Raw genomic sequence first — 17,997 nt, forward strand, 5'->3', positions numbered from 1 at the left:
GGGTCGGCGGGTTGGGCTACTCGGCAGCCGGGCGGGTGCGCCGGGTGGTCTTCGGCAGCTTGGCCGACGGGGTGTCGGTGGTGGCCTCCGGAGCCGTCTTGCCGGTCGCCTTGGCCGCGGTCGCCTTGGTGGCCCGGGTACGCGGGGTCTTCGCGGCGGCCGGCTTGGCCTCCACGACCTCGGCCAAGTCGGCCGGGGTCGGGACCTCGGCCTGCGCCGCCGCCGGGGCCTCGGTGGCCGTCGGGGTGGCGATCGGGGTGGCCGTCGGGGTCACGGTCAGCTCCGCCTCGGTCGCCTCGATGTCGGCGTTGACCGTGTCGGCTGCCTCCAGCACCCCGGCGCCGACCACCCGCTCGCCGCGGGCGACCAGCTCGCCGTACGCGGCCAGGGCCCGCACCTGGGCGGCCTGCGCGCCGGCGACGACGACGGCGGCGTTGCGGGTGGCCAGCTCGCGGATCCGGTCGAGGTCGGTGGCCTCGCGCAGCCGGTTGACGTCGGCCGCCTCGCGCAGGCGGTTCAGGTCGGCGGCCTCGCGCAGCCGGTTCAGCTCGGCCTGGACGCCCTTCCCGCGCAGCTCGGTGGCGGTCTGGTTGGCGGTGCGCAGCGTCTCGGTGGCCCTCTGGCGCAGCTCGAAGCCGGTCACGACGGCCTTGCCACCGAGGCCGGCGACGACCTTGACGCCCAGGTCGGTGACGACCGTCGGCAGCTTGCGCAGCTGCTCGATCGCCAGGTCACCGGCGCCGGCGGCGGCGTATAGCGGGGCGGGGATGCGGGTGCTCTTCGGCTGGGTCATGACTTCTCCTCCTCGACCGCGGCGGCGGTCTTGTCCTCGTCGACCGCGGCGGCGGTCTTGTCGGCCGCCTGCTGGGCGGCCTTCCTCGCGGGGCTGTTGCTGGGCGGGGCGGGCGCCGAGCCCGCCTCGGTGACGGCGACCGACTCCAGGACCGCCTCGGTCGGGGTGCCGTCCGGCGTGGTGGGCCCGGTCGCGGCCGGGGCCAGCGTGGCGGGAGCCTGCGATGCGGCGGCCGGGGCCAGCGTGGCGGGAGCCTGCGATGCGGCGGCCGGGGCCAGCGTGGCGGGCGCCTGCGGCGCGGCGGCCGGTGCCGGGGCGCCGGCAGCGGCGGTCGCCTCGGCGAGCCGGGCGTTCTCCCGGCGGAACGTCTCGTAGATCTGGGTGAGGGACTGCTTCTGCGCCATGGTCAGGTCGGGATCGACCGCGATGGCGGCGAGCACGCCCTGCCCCTCCTTGTCGTCGAGCAGGCCGGCGCGCAGGTACATCGCGGGGGTGGAGACCCGCAGCGCGCTGGCGAGCTGCTGGAGCACCTCCGCGCTGGGCCTGCGCAGGCCGCGCTCGATCTGGCTGAGGTACGGGTTGCTGACGCCCGCCTGCTCGGCGAGCTGCCGCAACGAGATCTTCGCGTTGCGTCGCAGGTCACGGATGAACCCGCCGACATCGGGTAGGTCCTTGGAGCTGGCCATGACCCCACGCTAACCGGCACTGCTAGCTCCTGCAAGCAAAATGCTAGCCAGAGTTAGCGACGTCTCAGAACCGGTTTGCGCGCCACCTGTCCGGTCCGTACCTTTTCCCGTCGTGACGAAGATCGAGATCAACGGCGCGAACCTCGCATACGACGACACCGGCAGCGGGTCCCCCGTCGTGCTGCTGCACGCCGGCATCGCCGACCGGCGGATGTGGCGGGACCAGGTGCCCGCCCTCGCCGCGCGGCACCGGGTGATCACCGTGGACCTGCGCGGCTACGGCGACTCCGAACTGCCTCCCGACCCGTTCGCCCACCATGACGACGTCGTCGGGCTGCTGGACGCGCTGGACCTGCCCCGGGCCGCGCTGGTGGGCTGCTCGTTCGGCGGAGCGGTGGCGGTCGACACCGCCCTCGCGCACCCGGGACGGGTCCGCGCGCTCGCCCTCCTCGGCACGGCCATCGGCGGCCACGAGTGGTCCGAGGAGGCCAACGACCTCTGGGACGACCTCGTCGGCGAGACCGACCCCGAGGACTTCGCGGCCAGCGCTGCCGGTGAGGTGCGGTTCTGGGTGGTCGGCCCGGGCCGCCGCCCGGAGGACGTCGACCCGGCGCTGATCCGGTTCGCCGAGGAGATGGACCGGCGGGCGCTCACCGCCGAGCTGGCGTTGAGCGCCGTGGATGTGGCCGAGCTGGACCCACCAGCGATCGAGCGGCTCGGCGAGCTGCGCGTACCGGTGCTGGTGGCCGCCGGGGCGGCCGACGTGCCGGACATCCGCCGACTCGCCGACCGGATCGCCGCCGAGGTGCCCGACGCGGTCCGGCTGCCGGACGTACCGGACGCCGGCCACCTGCTCCCCCTGGAGCGCCCGGACGCCGTCAACCCCGCCCTGCTCGACTTCCTCAGCTGAGAATCCACCTCCTGGAGTGAGGAAGGGGTCCCTCGTCGCCGCCCGGCGAGGGCACCCCCCGGTCACCAGAGCGGGCGGACCGCCCCGACCGGGAGGCCGCCGCCGAGCAGCGGCAGCTCGGCGTACTCGTCGAGGACCGGCGCCCTGGCGCCCAGCCGGCGCAGCGCGGAGACCAGGACCGGCATCCGGGCCCGCGCCGCCCCGTCGTCGATCTTCACGGCGACCGCGCCGACGCCGGGCAGCGCGGCGGCGATCACCCCCTCCGCGCCGATCTTGACGAGCGCGCCGGGCAGGCCGCGCATCAGCCGGCTGTCCTCCGCCCAGGTGCCGCCCACGACCTCCGGGTACGCCCGCATGGCGTCCGCGACCGTCCGCGCCGCCGAGCCGGGCTCGGCGGTGACCAGCCGCAGGAACGCCCGGGCCAGCCCGGTCAGCGAGACGGCGAGCACCGGGGCCCCGCAGCCGTCCACCCCGACGGCCGCCGCCCGCTCCCCGGTGAACTCCTCGACGGCCGCCCGCAGCCGCTGCTGCAACGGATGCTCCGGCCGCCAGTAGCCCTCCCGGGGCCAGCCTGCGGCCAGGCAGGTGAGCACCATGCCGGTGTGCTTGCCGGAGCAGTTCATCCGGGCCCGGGTGGGCCCGCCGCCGGCCCGCAGCACGGCCTCCCGGGCCAGCTCGCCCATCGGCAGGTCGGGTGGGCAGCCGAGGGCGGACTCGTCCAGCCCGGCGGCGGCCAGCAGCGCGCCCACCCGGGTCACGTGGAACTCCTCCCCCGCGTGGCTGGCCGACACCAGCGCCACGTCGGCCGGATCGCTCAGCGGCAGCCCGGCGCGGAGCATGCCGATCGCCTGCATCGGCTTGCTCGCCGAGCGGGGGAAGATCGGGGAGGTGACGTCCCCGGCGCCGGCCACCGGCGCCCCGGCCGCGTCGAGCACCGCCACCGAGCCGCGGTGCAGCCCCTCCACGAAGCCCGACCGGACCACCTCGACGAGCGGCACGCCGCCCTCGTACGTCATTCTCACAACGTGGACGGTACCGACGGGACGGCGGTGGCCGGAACGAGGGTGATCAGGACGGTTGCCCGCCCGACGACAGGGGCGCGGGCCGAAGCGGGACTTACCGGCGGATGCCGAGCAGGTCGCGGGCCGCCGCCGTGGTCAGCGGCGGGCGCTGGGCGAGCTGGGCGAAGCCGACCGCCCGCGCGACGAGCTGCATGTTCGACTCGACCGGCTGCCCCTTGGCGTACGTGACGGTGTCCTCCATGCCCACCCGCAGGTGCCCGCCGGCCGACAGCGAGGCCAGCATCACCGGGATGCTGCTGCGGCCGACGCCGGTGGCCGAGAACGTGGCCCCCTCCGGCAGGTCGCGCAGTGCCTGGTGGGCGGCGACCAGCGCCTGCGTGGTGCCCGGCATGCCGCCCGGCACCCCCATCACGAAGTCGACGTGCACGTGCCCGCCGTGCGGCAGGCCGTACTTGCCGAGCAGGCGCTGCAGGGCGGTCAGGTGGCCGAGGTCGAAGATCTCGTACTCCGGGACGATGCCGCGCTCCTGCATCCGGGTGTGCAGGTCGACGATGAACTCCCAGCGGTTGAGGAAGATGTCGTCGCCGAAGTTGAGCGTGCCCATGGTGCAGGAGGCCATGTCCGGCCCGGCGTCCAGCACGGCCAGCCGGGCGGCCTCGGGGTCGGTCACCGCCCCGCCGGAGGAGAGCTGCACGACCAGGTCGGTGCTCTCCCGCAGCGCGGCCACCGTCTCCCGCAGCCGCCCCCCGTCGAGGGTGGGCCGCGCGTCGTCGTCGCGGATGTGGACGTGGATCACGGCGGCACCGAGTGCCTCGCACTCCTTCGCGGTCAGCAGCAACTCGTCGAGGGTCACCGGCAGCGCCGGGACCTCGGCCTTGGCCGACTCCGCGCCGGTGGGGGCAACCGTGATCAACGTCCCTGTCGTCATGTCGGCGATCCTAGACGGCCCGCCCGGGCAGGTCGACCGTCGGACTGAACGCCAGTTCAGGAGGGGTCGATCGCGGCGGCCGTCTCGCCGACCAGGAGGCGGGCGTCGTCCCCGACGTTGCGCTTGACCACCGCCAGTGCGACCTGGCCCAGCTCGTGGTGGTGCACGGCGGTGCCGACGAAACCGACCGCCCGGCCGTCCAGGGTCACCGGGGTGCCGGCGGCCGGCAGCAGGTCGGTGGTCACCCCGTCCAGGTGCAGCAGTACGAGCCGACGCGGCGGCCGCCCCATGTTGTGCACCCGGGCGACGGTCTCCTGGCCCCGGTAGCAGCCCTTGTCCAGGTGGACGGCCGGGGCGATCAGATCCACGTCGGCCGGAATGGTCCGGTGGTCGGTGTCCACCCCGACCCGGGCCCGCCGGGCGGCCACCCGGATCGCCTCGTACGCCCACAGCCCGACCACCGGCACCCCGGCCCCGCGCAGCTCGGCGACCACCTGGTCCATGGCCACCCGCGGCACCAGCAGGTCCACGCCGAGCGGGCCCCGACGGGCCCACCCGCCGATCGGCAGCGGCGCGACGGCGTACCGGACGGTGGGCCGGGGCGGCATCTCGCCGGATCGGAACTTCGGACCCGGCACCCCGACGGCGTCGGGCTCGGCCAGCCCGGTCACGCCCAGCGTGCCGAGCGCGCCGGCCGCCTCCGGGCCGACCAGGGAGAGCAGGGCATGCTCCGCGGTGGCGTCACGCGGCTCGACCTTGCTGAAGAACCGCATCCGCTCCAGGTACGTCAGCAGACCGCCCGTGGCGCCCGGCTCGGTGTCCAGCCAGGTGGTCTCGCCGTCCTCGGCGACCATGGCGTGCTGCTCGACGTGGCCGTGCGGGGAGAGCACCAGCAGCTCCGTGCCCTCGCCGGCCTTCAGCGTCGCCAGGTGCTGGGTGGTGAGGGTGTGCAGCCAGCCGATCCGCTCCTCGCCGGGCACGGCGACGATCCCCCGGTGTGACCGGTCGACCAGGCCCACGGCGGTGTCGAGGGTGCGCTGCTCCCGCATCGGGTCGCCGTAGTGGGCGGCGACCCCGCGCACCCCGGCCGCCCGGTGCGCCGGATCCGGCTGGTCCCGCGTCTGTTCGTCGATGGCCTCCGCCACGACCGCGCCCGCGATGTCGATCATTTTCGCTCCCCGTCCTCACAGCGACCGCAGACGCCGAAGAGCGCCACGTGCCCGATGTCCACCCGGAACCCCCGCTCGCCGGCCAGCCGGTCGGCGAGCGGCCGGAGCAGCTCCCGGTCGATCTCGTCGATCGCGCCACACTCCCGGCAGACCAGGTGGACGTGCTGGTGTTCACCGGCCGTGTGGTAGGTGGGCGAGCCGTGCGACAGGTGGGTGTGGGTCACCAGACCGAGGCGTTCCAGCAGCTCCAGCGTCCGGTAGATGGTGGTGATGTTGACGCCGGCGGCCACCTTGCGGACCGCACCGTGCACCTGCTCCGGTGTGGCGTGCCCGAGGTCCAGCACCGCTTGGAGGATCAACTGCCGCTGCGCCGTCAGCCGCAGCCCACGAGCACGGAGCACTTCCGCAAGGGAGGATTCGGGCACCACCCGACTATAGTTCGCCCCCACCCCCCACCCCACCCCCGCGCCCGCCCCCACCCCGCCCTGCCCCGCCCACGTTGATCAAGAAGTTTGCGTCACGGGGACGCTCCAACGTGACGCAAACTTCTTGATCAACCCGCTCTCCGTGGAGGGGGCGGGGTGGGGTGGGGTGGGGGTTAGCCGGCTGTGCGGAGGAGGCGGGCGGAGAGGTGGGGGGTCAGGGGGTGGCCGACGGCGGCCATGTCCTGGGCGTACAGCAGGGCGCCCTCGACGATGCCGAAGAGCCGGTGCCCGGCCGTGACCTCCTTGGCGGTGGAGGTGCGGACCACGGCGTCGGTGACGAACTCCAACTGGGTGCCCTTGCGCTTGCCGATGTGCAGCTCCATCACGCCCGTCGGCACGGACATCAGGGCCTCCAGCTCGTCGGTGGCCCGGCCGTCGCCGTCGAGCACCGGACGCCACCAGCCCACCTCACGCCCGCCGGGGCGCACCGGCCGGCTCTCCTCGTCGAGGATCCAGGCCCGCGACTCGTAGGACAGGAACGGCCGGCCGTCGTGGCTGATCCGGATCTCCTGGGCGTAGTCGAAGTCCTCAATCGTCGGGTACCCGCCCCGACCCCGGCCCCGCCACACCCCGACGTACGGCAGCAGTCCGTCCAGCGTCGGGTGCAGCTTCGGACCCACCCGCAGGTCGTGGCTCTCCTCGTACGGGTACGCGTCGACCGGGGGCGCGTTCAACCACGGCGGCTGCAGAGGATTCTCGTCACTCACCGGCTCAACTCCGTTCGCGACTGCGGGGCTCGCAGACCCGGCTCACTCCTCGCGCTCACCAACGTCCTCTCGACATGCGTACGGCAAGGTAGACCAGGCCACCGGCGAGTGCGCCCAGGCCGGCGACCAGCAGGCTGACGAACCCGATCTCGGTAACCATCCGGGCCATCCTATGCTGGCGCCATGGCCCGCACTCTCGTCGTCAAGGTCACCGCCGGCGCCGACGCGCCGGAGCGGTGCGCACAGGCCTTCACCGTCGCCGCCACCGCTGCGGCCTCCGGGGTGGACGTCTCACTCTGGCTGACCGGGGAGTCCACCTGGTTCGCGCTGCCCGGCCGGGCGCAGGAGTTCGAGCTGCCGCACTCCGCGCCGCTGGCCGAGCTGCTGCACGTGATCATGACCACCGGCAAGGTGACGGCCTGCACGCAGTGTGCGGCCCGCCGGGACATCGGCCCGGACGACGTGCTGCCGGGCGTACGCATCGCCGGGGCGGCGGTCTTCGTCGAGGAGGCGATGGCCGAAGGGGCGCAGGCGCTCGTCTACTGAGGGCCGGTCCACTGACGCGCCGGCCGGTTGGTCAGCCCCCGCAGCCGGTGCTGGCGGTGAGCTCGGTGCCGGCCAGGGCCACGGTGACCGGGCCCTGTCGGTAGGCGTACCCCTCGGTGGCGTCGAACAGGACGGCGCCGGCGGCGACCGGGGCGAGCGCGCGGGCCGGCTCGGCCGGGGCTGGGTCGAGGGTGACGCGGGCGGTGCGGGCCGGCCCCCCACCTCCGGGACACGGCGCGGCGACCAGCACGGGAGCCGGCGTGGCCGGGGTGCCGAGTGCCCGCAGCGCGGCGGCGAGGGCGGCCACCTCCGGGCCGCCCTGGGCGGTGGGGGCGCGGTAGCCGTCGCCCACCGGGCGGCACCCGGTGCGGACGCTCAGCCGGACCCGGCCGTCACCGGCCGGACGCCCATCCACCAGCACGAACTCCCCCGCGTCGGCACGCAACCGCGGGCCGTCGCCGGTCACTCGGACCCCGGCCCGCCAGGCGGCCGGTAGCCGGTCGGCGATCTCGGTGAGCACGGCGCGCGGGTCCGCGCCGGGCGCGACGACCTCCACCGCGCGCTCCAGCGTCGCGCCGTCGAGCAGGGGCGTCACCACACAGCCCCGCTCGATCCGGTCCGGTACGAGCGCGACGGCCCGGTCCCCGGCAGCCGCCGCGACCAGCTCGCCCACCGCGCGATCGACCACCGGCCCGGCCTGGGCCAGGGTGCGCTGCTCGCGGACGGTCGGCCCGTCGTCGCGGACCGACACCCAGGTGAGTACGCCCAGCAGCACCGCCCAGGCCACGGTCACGGCCAGCAGCCAGTGGGACCGACGGCGGGCGGGCGTTGGCTCTCGGGGACCGGTCGGCGGGGCGTATCCCGCCTGTGCAGCACCACTCACCGGGCCATCGTGTCACGCGGTGTCGCCACCCCCGCCGGCACCGGTGGGCACGGATCACGGTCTGGGTGCTTGAAAGTTCCCGTCGCGTCTTCGACGCCGCCCCGAGGAAGCGGGGTTCAGGCTTCCGCATCCAGGTATCGGGGCCGAACGAACCCGGGAGCGGCAGTTCACGCTGGTCTGCCGGGGCCTGGGCCCAGGGCGGTTGCGAAGTCGAGCGGGGGCGCTTTGATCAGGGAGTCTGTGGGTTCCTGGCGTGGGTGCCGCTCCATGGCGGGTGTGCCTTCCGGCGCCTATGGAGCTGAGTCGGATACGACATCACCCACGCTCGCCGTGATCAGCGACCGCGAGCGACGACCCGACCGGGCGGTGAGGGTAGCGCGTCGGCGATGGCCCGACCGGCGTTGATGACGTGGACGACTCAGCTCCAAAGGGCCGCCCCATGGCATCGACCGCCACGCCCACAGCTCCACCCCGGCCACGGTCCCGGGCCGGCCCAGGGACCCACAGTGTCAAGGCCAGGAGGGGGCGGGCGCGTGCTCAGGCATCTCACACCCGTACGCCTGCGCAGCAGGCATGAGCGGCTGATAGGCGCAGCGCCGCGTTCCGTAGGGATGATCGATCTGCCGGTAGCTCCAGGATTCCTGTAGATCCTGGCCAGGCATGCACGAACTTCCGCCACCCAGCCAGCAAGAAGCACGATCAGGGCTTGCGCATCCACGTTTCCGGATCGGTGACGAAGATTCCCTTGCCCTGGTGGCGATGGATCACGCCGAGTGCTTCGAGGCGAACGTTGACGAGGGTCAAGGTGGAAGGGCTGACGCCGAACAGCCGGCACAGTTCGCTGATCGAGGGCAGCTTGTCACCCGGCTGGTACTTCCCCGACCTGACGTCGGCGGCTATCTCGTCGGAGATCCGGATGTAATCCGGGGTCGCAGGCATGGCACTCCTCGCGTGGCACCCCGATTCGATCACGCCCCGACACTCGGCCGCAACCAGTCGTTGACTCTCTCAAGTTCTTCAACTAAGTTCGTCGGCGAGCGCTCCTCGCGTGGCAACGGGCAGAGCTCACTCCCCCGTCGGGGCGGGCCGCGCACGGAATGACGGCCCGCCCCGACTCCCACACCGCCCCTGACAGGGGCACCTCGGGAAGGTGGACCGACCGTGCGCAATCCGTTCCGACGTCTCCGCCGCGACACCCGTCCAGCAGCCACAGCCGCCCGGCACCGACAACCCGAACAGGTACGCCCGGTCGGCGCGGGCAACACCGGCCGGCACTACCGCTCGGCGGCGTACCGGCCCCTGTGCGCCGGGCGGATCCGGGAGCGGCAGTTCACGCTGGTCCGCCGGGGCCTGGACCCCGGCGAGGTGAGCGCCTTCCTGCACCGGGTCGCCGATGACCTCGCCGCGCAGACCGCCGAACTGGACCGCACCCGGGACGAGAACGCCCGCATCAAGCAGACGTTGCGGGACTGGCAGTCCTGGTTCACCCCACGGGCGTACCCGTTCGCCCAACGGGCGTACCGGTGAGCGAGGCCGAGCGGTTCGTCGTACACCTGACGGTGCTGGCGGCCGACCTGGCCGCCGCGCACGTCCTGGCTCGCGCGCTGACCCGCTCGTTGGGGTTCCTGCCGCAGGTGCAGGTCGGCGAGACCACCGTCTCCGCCGAGGGCAACCTCAGCGGGCAGCAGCAGGTGTTCTGTGACCGACGGCTGCCACACCGGCGGCGCTGCCTGCTACGGCCCGGCCACCCGGACGGCTGCACCCACAACCTCAGGTGTCGATAAGGCCCCCTGCCGCGCACGAAGCAACAGCAGGGGGCCTTCCCACACACACTCAGGCGACCGTGACGGCGACCTCGTTGATCCCGCGCGCGGCGGTGACGGCGACGTCGCCGTTGCCGTGCCGGGAGAGCGCCCGCAGCGTCCAGGTGCCGGGCGCGGCGAAGAAGCGGAACTGGCCTGCCGGGGAGGTGACCACCTCGGCGGTGAACTCGCCGGTGGAGTCGAGCAACCGGACGTACGCGCCCGGGACGGCCTCGCCCGCCTCGGACCGGACGACGCCGGTGATGACGGTTTCCTTCTCCAGGTCCAGGCCGGCCGGCAGCGGGGCGGCCTGGTCGGGCGCGGCGCACCCGGCAGCGGTGGGAGCGGTCATGGCTCAGGCCTCCCCGGGCTCGTCGCCGAGCGCGACCGGCACGCCGACCAGCGAGCCGTACTCGGTCCAGGAACCGTCGTAGTTCTTCACGTTGGGGTGGCCGAGCAGCTCCTGGAGCACGAACCAGCTGTGCGAGGAGCGCTCGCCGATCCGGCAGTAGGCGATGGTCTCCTTGCCGTCGTCGAGCCCGGCCGCGGCGTAGATCTTGCGCAGCTCGTCGTCGGACTTGAAGGTGCCATCCTCCTTGGCGGCCTTGGACCACGGCACGCTGATCGCGGTGGGGATGTGCCCGGCGCGCTGGGCCTGCTCCTGCGGCAGGTGGGCGGGGGCGAGCAGCCGGCCGGCGAACTCGTCGGGGCTGCGCACGTCGACCAGGTTCTTGGTGCCGATCGCGTCGATGACCTCGTCGCGGAAGGCGCGGATCGTGTTGTCCGGCTCCTGCGCGACGTACTCGGTCTTCGGCCGGGTCACCGCGTCGGTGACCAGCGGGCGGGCGTCCAGCTCCCACTTCTTGCGACCGCCGTCGAGCAGCTTGACGTCGCCGTGGCCGTAGAGCTTGAAGTACCAGTACGCGTACGCGGCGAACCAGTTGTTGTTGCCGCCGTACAGGACGACGACGTCGTCGTTGCCGACGCCGCGCTCGGAGAGCAGCGCCTCGAACTGGCTCTTGTTGACGAAGTCCCGGCGGACCTGGTCCTGGAGGTCGGTCTTCCAGTCCAGCTTGATCGCGCCGGCGATGTGGCCGGTGTCGTAGGCCGAGGTGTCCTCGTCGACCTCGACGAAGACGACGCCCGGGGCGTCGATGTTCTTCTCGGCCCATTCGGCCGAAACGAGTGCGGTGTCGCGACTCATCAGATCACTCCCTGGTGAGGATGGATGGTGAGCCTGCGCGAGGGATCAAATAGGTGACTGTCGCACCACGCGCGGGACCCAGTGGGAAGGACGGGATCACGGGTTCGTGCGACGGCGCCGCTGCCGGGCGAAAAGGGGGAAACCGGAGGGTACGCAGACCCTGTGGCCGGTGGCCGCCGTCAGGCGGCCGAGGACAGCCCCGCCGTCAGATGACGGGGCGACACAGGCAGGTGGCCACGCGACACAGGTCGATCGCGCGCCGTTTGGTGAGGTGCATCCCCATGAACAGGGAGGCTACCAGCCGTCCCGGGGAGTGCCACCGGTCCGACCAGCATCCGGGACGGCCGTCCCGGCCGGGCGACACCGTCCCGGCCGAGACCCCGGGCGGTTCAGCCGGCCGAGTTGATCGGGACGTTCTTCGCGGCGGCGGTCACCGCAAGCCCGCCGGGCAGCGGCTTGACCTCGCGCACGACGAGCTGGAAGGGCAGCTCGGGCAGGGGTACGTCGATCGAGATGCCCTTGGCGTAGTTGTTGAGCAGGGTGCGGGCCAGCGGGATGTTCGGCAGCCCCTCGGCGTCGAGGTCGTTGAAGCTCAGCGACACCTTCCCCTCCTTGCCGACGGTCACCTCGGCGGTGCCGGTGACGGTCAGCTTCTGCCCGAGGATGTCGACCGGGGCGGTGACGGCGAGCTTGCCGTCCCGCTCGCCGAGGGTCAGGCCGGGCCGGTCGAGGAGCTTGGCAAGGCTGTCGTACGTGATGGTGCCGGTGCCGTCGACGGTCTCGGCGACCACGTCGCCCTGCCGGGTGCGCAGGGTGTCCAGGGAGGCCCGCACGTTGCGGGCGTCGACGTCCAGCGTCGGCAGGCTGACCGCGTCACCCCGCACCGAGCCCTGCACGTCGCGCAGCTTGATGGTGATCCGCTCGTACCTGCCGTCGAGCACCTGGGTGAGGAAGGGGAAGCCGCCCACCTCGACCTCGGGCGCCGAGGACTGCGCGTCCTGCTTGGCGACCTCCTGGCTGACCTGGTCGGCGATGGCCCGTTCGGCGACCCCGGCGGCGATCCGGTCGGCGGCCACCAGCAGCCCGGCCAGGATCACCAGCAGGACCAGGAGCGTGATGAGCACCTTGCGCCCACGTCGCCGGGGGCGCTCCTCGTACGCCGGGTAGGCCTCCGCCACGCCGCCTCCTTCTGTCCTGGCCGACGCCCGGTGGGACGCCGACGCTCCGGTTCTGCCGCCTACGGCTGCTGCCGCCCTGCGGCGCACGCACAGTACCCGGGCGGGGAAACCCTCAACCGTTGGCCGAGCCCGGCCGGCGGGCGGGCGCCGCCGGCCGGTCGCTCACAGAAACAGCACGCACATCGCGTACGCCGCCGGGGCGGCCAGGGCGAAGCCGCCGAGCGGGCCCTGCATGTGCCGGGCGACCCACATCGTCGGCGGCTCGCCGGCCATCAGCCGGCCCGCCTCGGCGTACCCGACGGCGAGGTCGGCCAGCACGGCGGTGGCGGCGGTGACCAGCCCGATCACCGCACCGCTGGTCGGGGTGAAGCTGACCAGGTAGCTGCCCAGGACGGCGCTGGCCAGGGTGCCGGCCATCGCGCCGGCCACCACGCCCGCCGCGCCCCGGGGCACCTGCGGCGCGAGCCGGGGCCAGGGCAGCACCGCGTCGGTGATCCGGGCGACGGTCAGCGCCACGCCGGTGGCGGTGAGGCAGACGGTGATCGCCTGGGTGCCGGCCGGGATCCGGCTGAGCACGATGAGCGTGGCGAAGGCGACCACGCCGACCACGATCAGCAGGGTGGTGCCGAGCGAGTCGGTGACCCGAACCCGGTCGACCCGGCGGACGAGCTGCCCGAGCACGCCGAGCAGGAAGCCGCCGGCCGCCAGGTATCCGAGCGGGGCGAGGCCGGCGATGTCGGACTGCACGGCAGCGGTGTCGGCAGCGGCGGCCACCACCGCGCTGACCAGGGCGACCAGCAGCAGCGCGGGTGGGCGCATGGCCATCGTCCAGGCCAGGACGAAGATCAGCTGCACGCCGAAGATGATGAACGCGAACGGCAACCGGTGCCCGGGCCCGGCGGTCTGCGCGCCGAGCACCAGGCCGACGCCGAGCAGCGCGGCGAACCCGGCGACGGTGAGCGAGAGCGGCCGGCGCACCTCGACCGGCTCGAACTCCTCCTCGTCGACGTCGTCGACGGCCTCGTCGTCGGGCCGCCGGCCCGGGTCGCCGCTGCGGCGCAGCCTGCGGGGGCGACCCCGCCTGGCCGGGGGACCGTCGTCGTCGACGTCCGGGCCGATGCGCGGGACCGGTGGGTGCGCACGACCGGCCGGCCCTGGTGGGACGTCGTCGTCGACCCACGGGTCCCGGCCGGCCTCGGAGGAGGTCGGGGGATACACGTCCCGATCGTGCCAGACCCGGGTGTCACCGTGGTGGCCACGGTTTCGGCAACGTTAAAACCTGCGGCACGATCATGGGCAAGGCAGACAAAGAGGAAACGGCGCGGAAGCGCAGGCAGGGCGATCGGTTACGCTCAAGCCGATACCCGCCCGTCAGCGACGCCGGGACCCACGCAAGTTCTCAGCGCCACCCCCACGCAGGGGTTCCGCTGGTCGCGCGCGGCCACAGGGCCGCCGGGACGGAGGTGATCGTGTGGAGATCCTGCTGATGGTGACCGCACGCGCAGGCGAACCATCAATGGTGCTGCCGGCGCTCGACCTGCTGCCGCACTCGGTGCGCACCGCGCCACGCGACGTCCGCACCCTGGTCGCCGGCCCCAGCCCGGACGCCGTGCTGGTGGACGCCCGGTCGGAGCTGAGCGAGGCCCGGGCCACCTGCCGGATGCTGCACGCCACCGGGCTCGGCGTGCCGCTGGTCGCGGTGGTCACCGAGGCCGGGCTGATCGCGCTGAACGCCGACTGGGGCGTCGACGACGTCATCCTGGCCGGCGCCGGGCCGGCCGAGGTCGAGGCCCGGCTGCGGCTGGCGGTCGGTCGACTGAGCAACGCCACCGCCGGGGCCTGCGGCTCGATCCGGGCCGGCGAGCTGACCATCGACCCGGACACCTACGCCGCGAAGCTCAAGGGCCGGCCGCTCGACCTGACGTACAAGGAGTTCGAGCTGCTGAAGTTCCTGGCCCAGCACCCGGGCCGGGTGTTCACCCGGGACCAGCTCCTGCGCGAGGTCTGGGGCTACGACTACTTCGGCGGCACCCGGACGGTGGACGTGCACGTGCGGCGGCTGCGGGCCAAGCTCGGCTCGGAGTACGAGTCGATGATCGGCACGGTCCGCCAGGTCGGCTACAAGTTCGTCGTGCCGCCGTCGCGGTCGCTGCCCGAGTCCGAGCACGCCCCGATCCCGGTCTGAGACACGAGCCCGGCCCAGCCCAGCGGTTCCCGCCAGCCGCACTGTTCCCTGTTTGCCCTATTTGCGCGACTCGTCAGTATTATTCTGATTGCCGGGTTGACGGCGAAAGGGGCGATGGTGCGTGCGATGACCACGGGGGCGAAGAGAGGCCGGTCCCGGCACCCGAGCGGCGGTATCGGCTGATGGCCCCCGCAGCTGGTGGGGGGCGCTTCGTCGGGCTCGCCGCGGTCGTGGTGGCCGCGCTGCTCGGCTCCGCGTACGCGCTCGGGCAGAACATGGCCCCCGAGCCGAGGCCCCACCCCACGGGAGTCGCGACGAACGCGGACGAACCGCCGTACGCCGACCAGCCGCCGGGGACCGCCCCCGCCTCCCCCACCGCCTCCCCCACCACCGGGCGGCCCACCGCCGGCCGCCAGGACGGCGCCACCGGGCAACCGCCGGAGACAGCGGGCGACGGCCTGTTCGGCGCCCGGGCCGGCACGGGCTCGGCGGAGGTGGCGCTCACCTTCGACGACGGGCCCGACCCGCAGTACACCCCGCAGGTCCTGGCGCTGCTGCGGGAGTACGGCGTCAAGGCCACCTTCTGCGTGGTCGGCGAGAACGCCTGGAACCACCCCGACCTGATCCAGGCGATCGTGGCCGACGGGCATACCCTCTGCAACCACTCCTGGCAGCACGACGTGCTGCTCGGCAAGCGGTCGCCGGACGTGATCCGCGCCGACCTGCTGCGCACCAACGCGGCGATCCGGGAGGCCGTGCCCGACGCCCCGATCGGCTACTTCCGTCAGCCCGGCGGCGCGTGGACGTACCCGGTGGTGTCGGCGGCCGAGGAGATCGGCATGATCCCGCTGCACTGGACCGTCGACCCGTCGGACTGGAAGGCGCCGGGGGCCGCGAAGGTCGCCGCCGTGGTCTCGGCCGACGCGCGGCCTGGCGCGGTCGTGCTGCTGCACGACGCGGGTGGCGACCGGCAGGGCACCGTGGACGCGCTGCACAGCATCCTGCCGGACCTGGCCGGCCGGTTCCGGCTGGCGGCCCTGCCCATCCCCACCGGTACCACCTGAGCGACCAACCCGGCGGCAGGCGGCACCCCTTGCGGAAGCTCCACGGCAGCCCGCCCGTGGCCCGGGCCGCACCAGTTACGGTTACGGGATGAGCAGCGCCGAGCCGACGACCGACCGGGTGACCCGCAGCGAGGCGCTGACAGCGGCCGAGGCGGCCGACGTGCTGGCCCTGGCCCGGGCGGCCGGGGACGCCGACGGGGCCGACCCGTTCGACGAGCACACGCTGCTGCGGATGCGCGACCCGCAGGCCCCGGCCGTTCACCTCGCCGCCCGCGCGCCGGACGGGACGCTGGCCGGCTACGCCCACCTGGACACCACCGACCCGGCGGCCGGCATCGGCGTGGAGCTGGCCGTCCACCCCGCCCACCGGCGGCGGGGCACCGGCCGGGCGCTGGCCCGGGCGGTGCTCGACGCGGCCACCGGGCCGGTGCGGGCCTGGGCGCACGGCGACCACCCGTCCGCCGCCGCCCTGGCCGTCGACCTCGGCCTCATCCGGGCCCGGGTGCTCTGGCAGCTACGTCGCCCGCTGGCCGACCTGCCGGCCGAGCCGCGCCTGCCCGACGGGGTGGTCCTGCGCGCGTTCGCCCCCGGGACGGACGACGACGCCTGGCTCGCGCTCAACGCCCGGGCCTTCGCCAGCCACCCCGAGCAGGGTCGATGGACGGCATCCGACCTGCGGGTACGCCTCACCGAGCCGTGGTTCGACCCGGCCGGTTTCCTGCTTGCCGTCGAGTCCGCCACGGGGCGGCTGCTCGGCTTCCACTGGACCAAGGTGCACGAGCGGCCCGGGTCGGCCCGAATCGGCGAGGTCTACGTGCTCGGGGTCGACCCGGCGGCGCACGGCGGCGGCCTGGGGCGGGCGCTGACCGCGGCAGGGCTGGCGTACCTGCGGGACCAGCGAGGGCTGGACCGGGTGATGCTCTTCGTCGACGAGTCGAACACCGCGGCGGTCGCGCTGTACGAGCGGGCCGGCTTCGCCCGCTGGTGCGGCCACGTCAACTACCACCTCGGCTGAGGCCGCCAACCCGCGACGTCGACGTCACGGTGAGGTCACGCGGAAACCTCGACGCGATAACGGCTGCCCGGAAATATCGTATTAATAGTGATTCCGAGCCATGCGTTCATTAATTGGACAGCCCGTCCTCAGTCCACGGCCATCTGTCCGGCCGCACCTGTTCACCCCTCGTTCACTTCTGACGGGCGATCCGGCTACCTGGCGCTCCTAGCTTTCAGGTCAGCCGGTCACGCCGGCCCCGGGCCCCCATCCGGAGCGGCCCGTCCAGACGTGAAGGGAACCTCTCAGGTGAAGCTCCAGCGGCACGGCACTATCGCCTGCCTCGCTCTCACTGCGGTGCTCGGTCTCAGTGCATGCGGCTCGGACAACAACGAGCCCGCCGGCGGCGCCTCGGCCTCCGGGTCGGCCGCCGCGGCCGACTGCGCCACCGGCACCCTGAACGCGCAGGGCTCCTCGGCCCAGAAGAACGCCATGGCCGAGTGGATCAAGGCTTACCAGCAGAAGTGCGCCGGCAGCACGATCAACTACGAGCCGTCCGGCTCGGGCGCCGGCATCCAGGCGTTGATCGCCGGCACCGCCGACTTCGCCGGCTCCGACTCGGCCCTCAAGCCGGAGGAGCAGCCGCAGGCCGACGCCAAGTGCGTCGGCGGCAAGGCCGTCCACCTGCCGATGGTGATCGGCCCGGTGGCCGTCGCCTACAACGTCAGCGGCGTGGACAACCTCCAGCTCAAGCCGGCGACCCTGGCGAAGATCTTCGCCGGCAAGGTGACCAGGTGGGACGACCCGGCCATCAAGGCCGACAACCCGGACGCCAAGCTGCCGCCGACCACCATCCAGACGGTGCACCGCTCGGACGAGTCCGGCACCACCGACAACTTCACCAAGTTCCTGGCCAAGACCGCGAGTGCGGACTGGACCTTCGAGAACGCCAAGGCGTGGAAGGCCCCGGGCGGCACCGGCGCCAAGGGCTCGGACGGCGTGGCCAGCTCGGTCAAGGGCGCCGACGGCTCGATCGGCTACATGGAGTGGTCCTTCGCCGAGAACGCCGGCCTGAAGATGGCGAAGGTCGGCAACGGCGCGGGCGAGTTCGCCGAGCTGACCGCCGAGAACGCGGGCAAGACCATCGCCGGGGCCAAGATCGAGGGCCAGGGCGACGACCTCAAGATGTCGGTCGACTACAACACCAAGGAGGCCGGGGCGTACCCGATCGTCCTGGTGACGTACGAGATCGTCTGCGGCAAGGGCCTCGCGGCCGACAAGCTGCCGCTGGTCAAGGGCCTGCTGGGCCACGCTGCCAGCGCCGAGGGCCAGGCCGAGCTGACCGAGCTGGGCTACGCCCCGCTGCCGGACTCGGTCCGGACCAAGGTCGAGGCCGCGGTCAAGAACCTCTCCTGACCCACGCCACGACACCACCTCCCTC

The 17,997-nt window shown here is 73.4% G+C and carries 23 protein-coding genes; 8 read left to right on the forward strand and 15 right to left on the reverse strand.

Annotated elements, in window-relative coordinates; genetic code table 11:
- Nucleotides 1–16 precede the first annotated feature (16 nt).
- Both OG617_RS11160 and OG617_RS11165 read right to left on the reverse strand, forming a co-directional pair.
- Nucleotides 17–793 carry a hypothetical protein gene (locus OG617_RS11160; RefSeq protein ID WP_405101031.1) on the reverse strand — a complete coding sequence of 259 codons (777 nt, stop codon included), beginning with the start codon at nucleotides 791–793 and terminating at the stop codon, nucleotides 17–19.
- The gene (locus OG617_RS11165; protein WP_405101033.1) at nucleotides 790–1,479 is read right to left on the reverse strand and encodes a helix-turn-helix domain-containing protein; all 690 of its coding nucleotides are present in this window, start codon (nucleotides 1,477–1,479) and stop codon (nucleotides 790–792) included. The genes OG617_RS11160 and OG617_RS11165 overlap by 4 nt, the downstream gene beginning before the upstream one ends.
- Before the next feature lie 112 nt (nucleotides 1,480–1,591).
- Here OG617_RS11165 and OG617_RS11170 point away from each other — a divergent pair, with 112 nt between their 5' ends.
- On the forward strand, nucleotides 1,592–2,389 hold the full coding sequence (locus OG617_RS11170) for an alpha/beta fold hydrolase (protein ID WP_405101035.1): 798 nt from the start codon (nucleotides 1,592–1,594) through the stop codon (nucleotides 2,387–2,389).
- Nucleotides 2,390–2,451: 62 nt separating this feature from the next.
- Here OG617_RS11170 and OG617_RS11175 read toward each other — a convergent pair whose 3' ends face one another.
- From OG617_RS11175 to mtfM, 6 genes are all read right to left on the reverse strand, one after another.
- The gene (locus OG617_RS11175; RefSeq protein WP_405101037.1) at nucleotides 2,452–3,411 is read right to left on the reverse strand and encodes an asparaginase; all 960 of its coding nucleotides are present in this window, start codon (nucleotides 3,409–3,411) and stop codon (nucleotides 2,452–2,454) included.
- Between the two features lie 94 nt (nucleotides 3,412–3,505).
- Nucleotides 3,506–4,339, reverse strand: a complete 834-nt coding sequence (locus OG617_RS11180) for a 3-keto-5-aminohexanoate cleavage protein (RefSeq protein ID WP_405101039.1) — start codon at nucleotides 4,337–4,339, stop codon at nucleotides 3,506–3,508.
- A gap of 56 nt (nucleotides 4,340–4,395) precedes the next feature.
- The gene (locus tag OG617_RS11185; protein ID WP_405101041.1) at nucleotides 4,396–5,508 is read right to left on the reverse strand and encodes a YgfZ/GcvT domain-containing protein; all 1,113 of its coding nucleotides are present in this window, start codon (nucleotides 5,506–5,508) and stop codon (nucleotides 4,396–4,398) included.
- A complete protein-coding gene (locus OG617_RS11190; protein WP_405101043.1) occupies nucleotides 5,505–5,936 on the reverse strand; it encodes a Fur family transcriptional regulator in 432 nt (143 codons plus the stop codon). The genes OG617_RS11185 and OG617_RS11190 overlap by 4 nt, the downstream gene beginning before the upstream one ends.
- A 170-nt stretch (nucleotides 5,937–6,106) precedes the next feature.
- Nucleotides 6,107–6,700, reverse strand: a complete 594-nt coding sequence (locus OG617_RS11195; protein WP_405101045.1) for an FABP family protein — start codon at nucleotides 6,698–6,700, stop codon at nucleotides 6,107–6,109.
- 55 nt (nucleotides 6,701–6,755) lie between these two features.
- Nucleotides 6,756–6,860, reverse strand: coding sequence for a small membrane protein MtfM (gene mtfM / locus OG617_RS11200; RefSeq protein WP_036376929.1), 105 nt, complete (start codon nucleotides 6,858–6,860; stop codon nucleotides 6,756–6,758).
- A gap of 23 nt (nucleotides 6,861–6,883) precedes the next feature.
- On the opposite strand from mtfM, the gene OG617_RS11205 reads away from it, so the two are divergent.
- Complete coding sequence (locus OG617_RS11205; protein ID WP_350888332.1) at nucleotides 6,884–7,246, forward strand: DsrE family protein; 363 nt, start codon at nucleotides 6,884–6,886, stop codon at nucleotides 7,244–7,246.
- 31 nt (nucleotides 7,247–7,277) lie between these two features.
- Here OG617_RS11205 and OG617_RS11210 read toward each other — a convergent pair whose 3' ends face one another.
- Nucleotides 7,278–8,129 (reverse strand): hypothetical protein, encoded by an 852-nt coding sequence (locus tag OG617_RS11210; RefSeq protein ID WP_405101048.1) that lies wholly within the window; start codon nucleotides 8,127–8,129, stop codon nucleotides 7,278–7,280.
- A gap of 699 nt (nucleotides 8,130–8,828) precedes the next feature.
- Nucleotides 8,829–9,068 (reverse strand): winged helix-turn-helix domain-containing protein, encoded by a 240-nt coding sequence (locus OG617_RS11215; protein WP_405101050.1) that lies wholly within the window; start codon nucleotides 9,066–9,068, stop codon nucleotides 8,829–8,831.
- Nucleotides 9,069–9,290: 222 nt separating this feature from the next.
- Here OG617_RS11215 and OG617_RS11220 point away from each other — a divergent pair, with 222 nt between their 5' ends.
- The gene (locus OG617_RS11220; protein ID WP_405101052.1) at nucleotides 9,291–9,656 is read left to right on the forward strand and encodes a DivIVA domain-containing protein; all 366 of its coding nucleotides are present in this window, start codon (nucleotides 9,291–9,293) and stop codon (nucleotides 9,654–9,656) included.
- Nucleotides 9,653–9,913: a hypothetical protein gene (locus tag OG617_RS11225; protein ID WP_405101054.1), complete on the forward strand. Its 261-nt coding sequence runs from the start codon at nucleotides 9,653–9,655 to the stop codon at nucleotides 9,911–9,913. Before OG617_RS11220 ends, OG617_RS11225 begins: the two co-directional genes overlap by 4 nt.
- Before the next feature lie 49 nt (nucleotides 9,914–9,962).
- Here OG617_RS11225 and OG617_RS11230 read toward each other — a convergent pair whose 3' ends face one another.
- From OG617_RS11230 to OG617_RS11250, 5 genes are all read right to left on the reverse strand, one after another.
- On the reverse strand, nucleotides 9,963–10,283 hold the full coding sequence (locus OG617_RS11230) for a DUF1416 domain-containing protein (RefSeq protein WP_405101056.1): 321 nt from the start codon (nucleotides 10,281–10,283) through the stop codon (nucleotides 9,963–9,965).
- A gap of 3 nt (nucleotides 10,284–10,286) precedes the next feature.
- Nucleotides 10,287–11,135, reverse strand: coding sequence for a sulfurtransferase (locus OG617_RS11235; protein ID WP_405101058.1), 849 nt, complete (start codon nucleotides 11,133–11,135; stop codon nucleotides 10,287–10,289).
- A gap of 205 nt (nucleotides 11,136–11,340) precedes the next feature.
- On the reverse strand, nucleotides 11,341–11,418 hold the full coding sequence (locus tag OG617_RS11240) for an Ms5788A family Cys-rich leader peptide (protein WP_350888370.1): 78 nt from the start codon (nucleotides 11,416–11,418) through the stop codon (nucleotides 11,341–11,343).
- A 106-nt stretch (nucleotides 11,419–11,524) separates the two neighbouring features.
- Nucleotides 11,525–12,313 (reverse strand): DUF2993 domain-containing protein, encoded by a 789-nt coding sequence (locus OG617_RS11245; protein WP_405101060.1) that lies wholly within the window; start codon nucleotides 12,311–12,313, stop codon nucleotides 11,525–11,527.
- Between the two features lie 162 nt (nucleotides 12,314–12,475).
- Nucleotides 12,476–13,531 carry a hypothetical protein gene (locus tag OG617_RS11250; protein ID WP_405101062.1) on the reverse strand — a complete coding sequence of 352 codons (1,056 nt, stop codon included), beginning with the start codon at nucleotides 13,529–13,531 and terminating at the stop codon, nucleotides 12,476–12,478.
- A 268-nt stretch (nucleotides 13,532–13,799) separates the two neighbouring features.
- Here OG617_RS11250 and OG617_RS11255 point away from each other — a divergent pair, with 268 nt between their 5' ends.
- From OG617_RS11255 to pstS, 4 genes are all read left to right on the forward strand, one after another.
- Entirely contained in the window at nucleotides 13,800–14,498 is a 699-nt protein-coding gene (locus OG617_RS11255) for a winged-helix domain-containing protein (protein ID WP_396677640.1), read from the forward strand.
- 182 nt (nucleotides 14,499–14,680) lie between these two features.
- Nucleotides 14,681–15,562 (forward strand): polysaccharide deacetylase family protein, encoded by an 882-nt coding sequence (locus OG617_RS11260; RefSeq protein WP_405101064.1) that lies wholly within the window; start codon nucleotides 14,681–14,683, stop codon nucleotides 15,560–15,562.
- Nucleotides 15,563–15,650: 88 nt separating this feature from the next.
- Complete coding sequence (gene mshD, locus OG617_RS11265; RefSeq protein WP_405101066.1) at nucleotides 15,651–16,577, forward strand: mycothiol synthase; 927 nt, start codon at nucleotides 15,651–15,653, stop codon at nucleotides 16,575–16,577.
- Nucleotides 16,578–16,865: 288 nt separating this feature from the next.
- A complete protein-coding gene (gene pstS, locus OG617_RS11270; protein ID WP_405103626.1) occupies nucleotides 16,866–17,972 on the forward strand; it encodes a phosphate ABC transporter substrate-binding protein PstS in 1,107 nt (368 codons plus the stop codon).
- The last annotated feature ends 25 nt before the right edge of the window (nucleotides 17,973–17,997 follow it).

This window comes from Micromonospora sp. NBC_01412 (assembly GCF_045040215.1).
Taxonomy (GTDB): domain Bacteria; phylum Actinomycetota; class Actinomycetes; order Mycobacteriales; family Micromonosporaceae; genus Micromonospora; species Micromonospora rubida.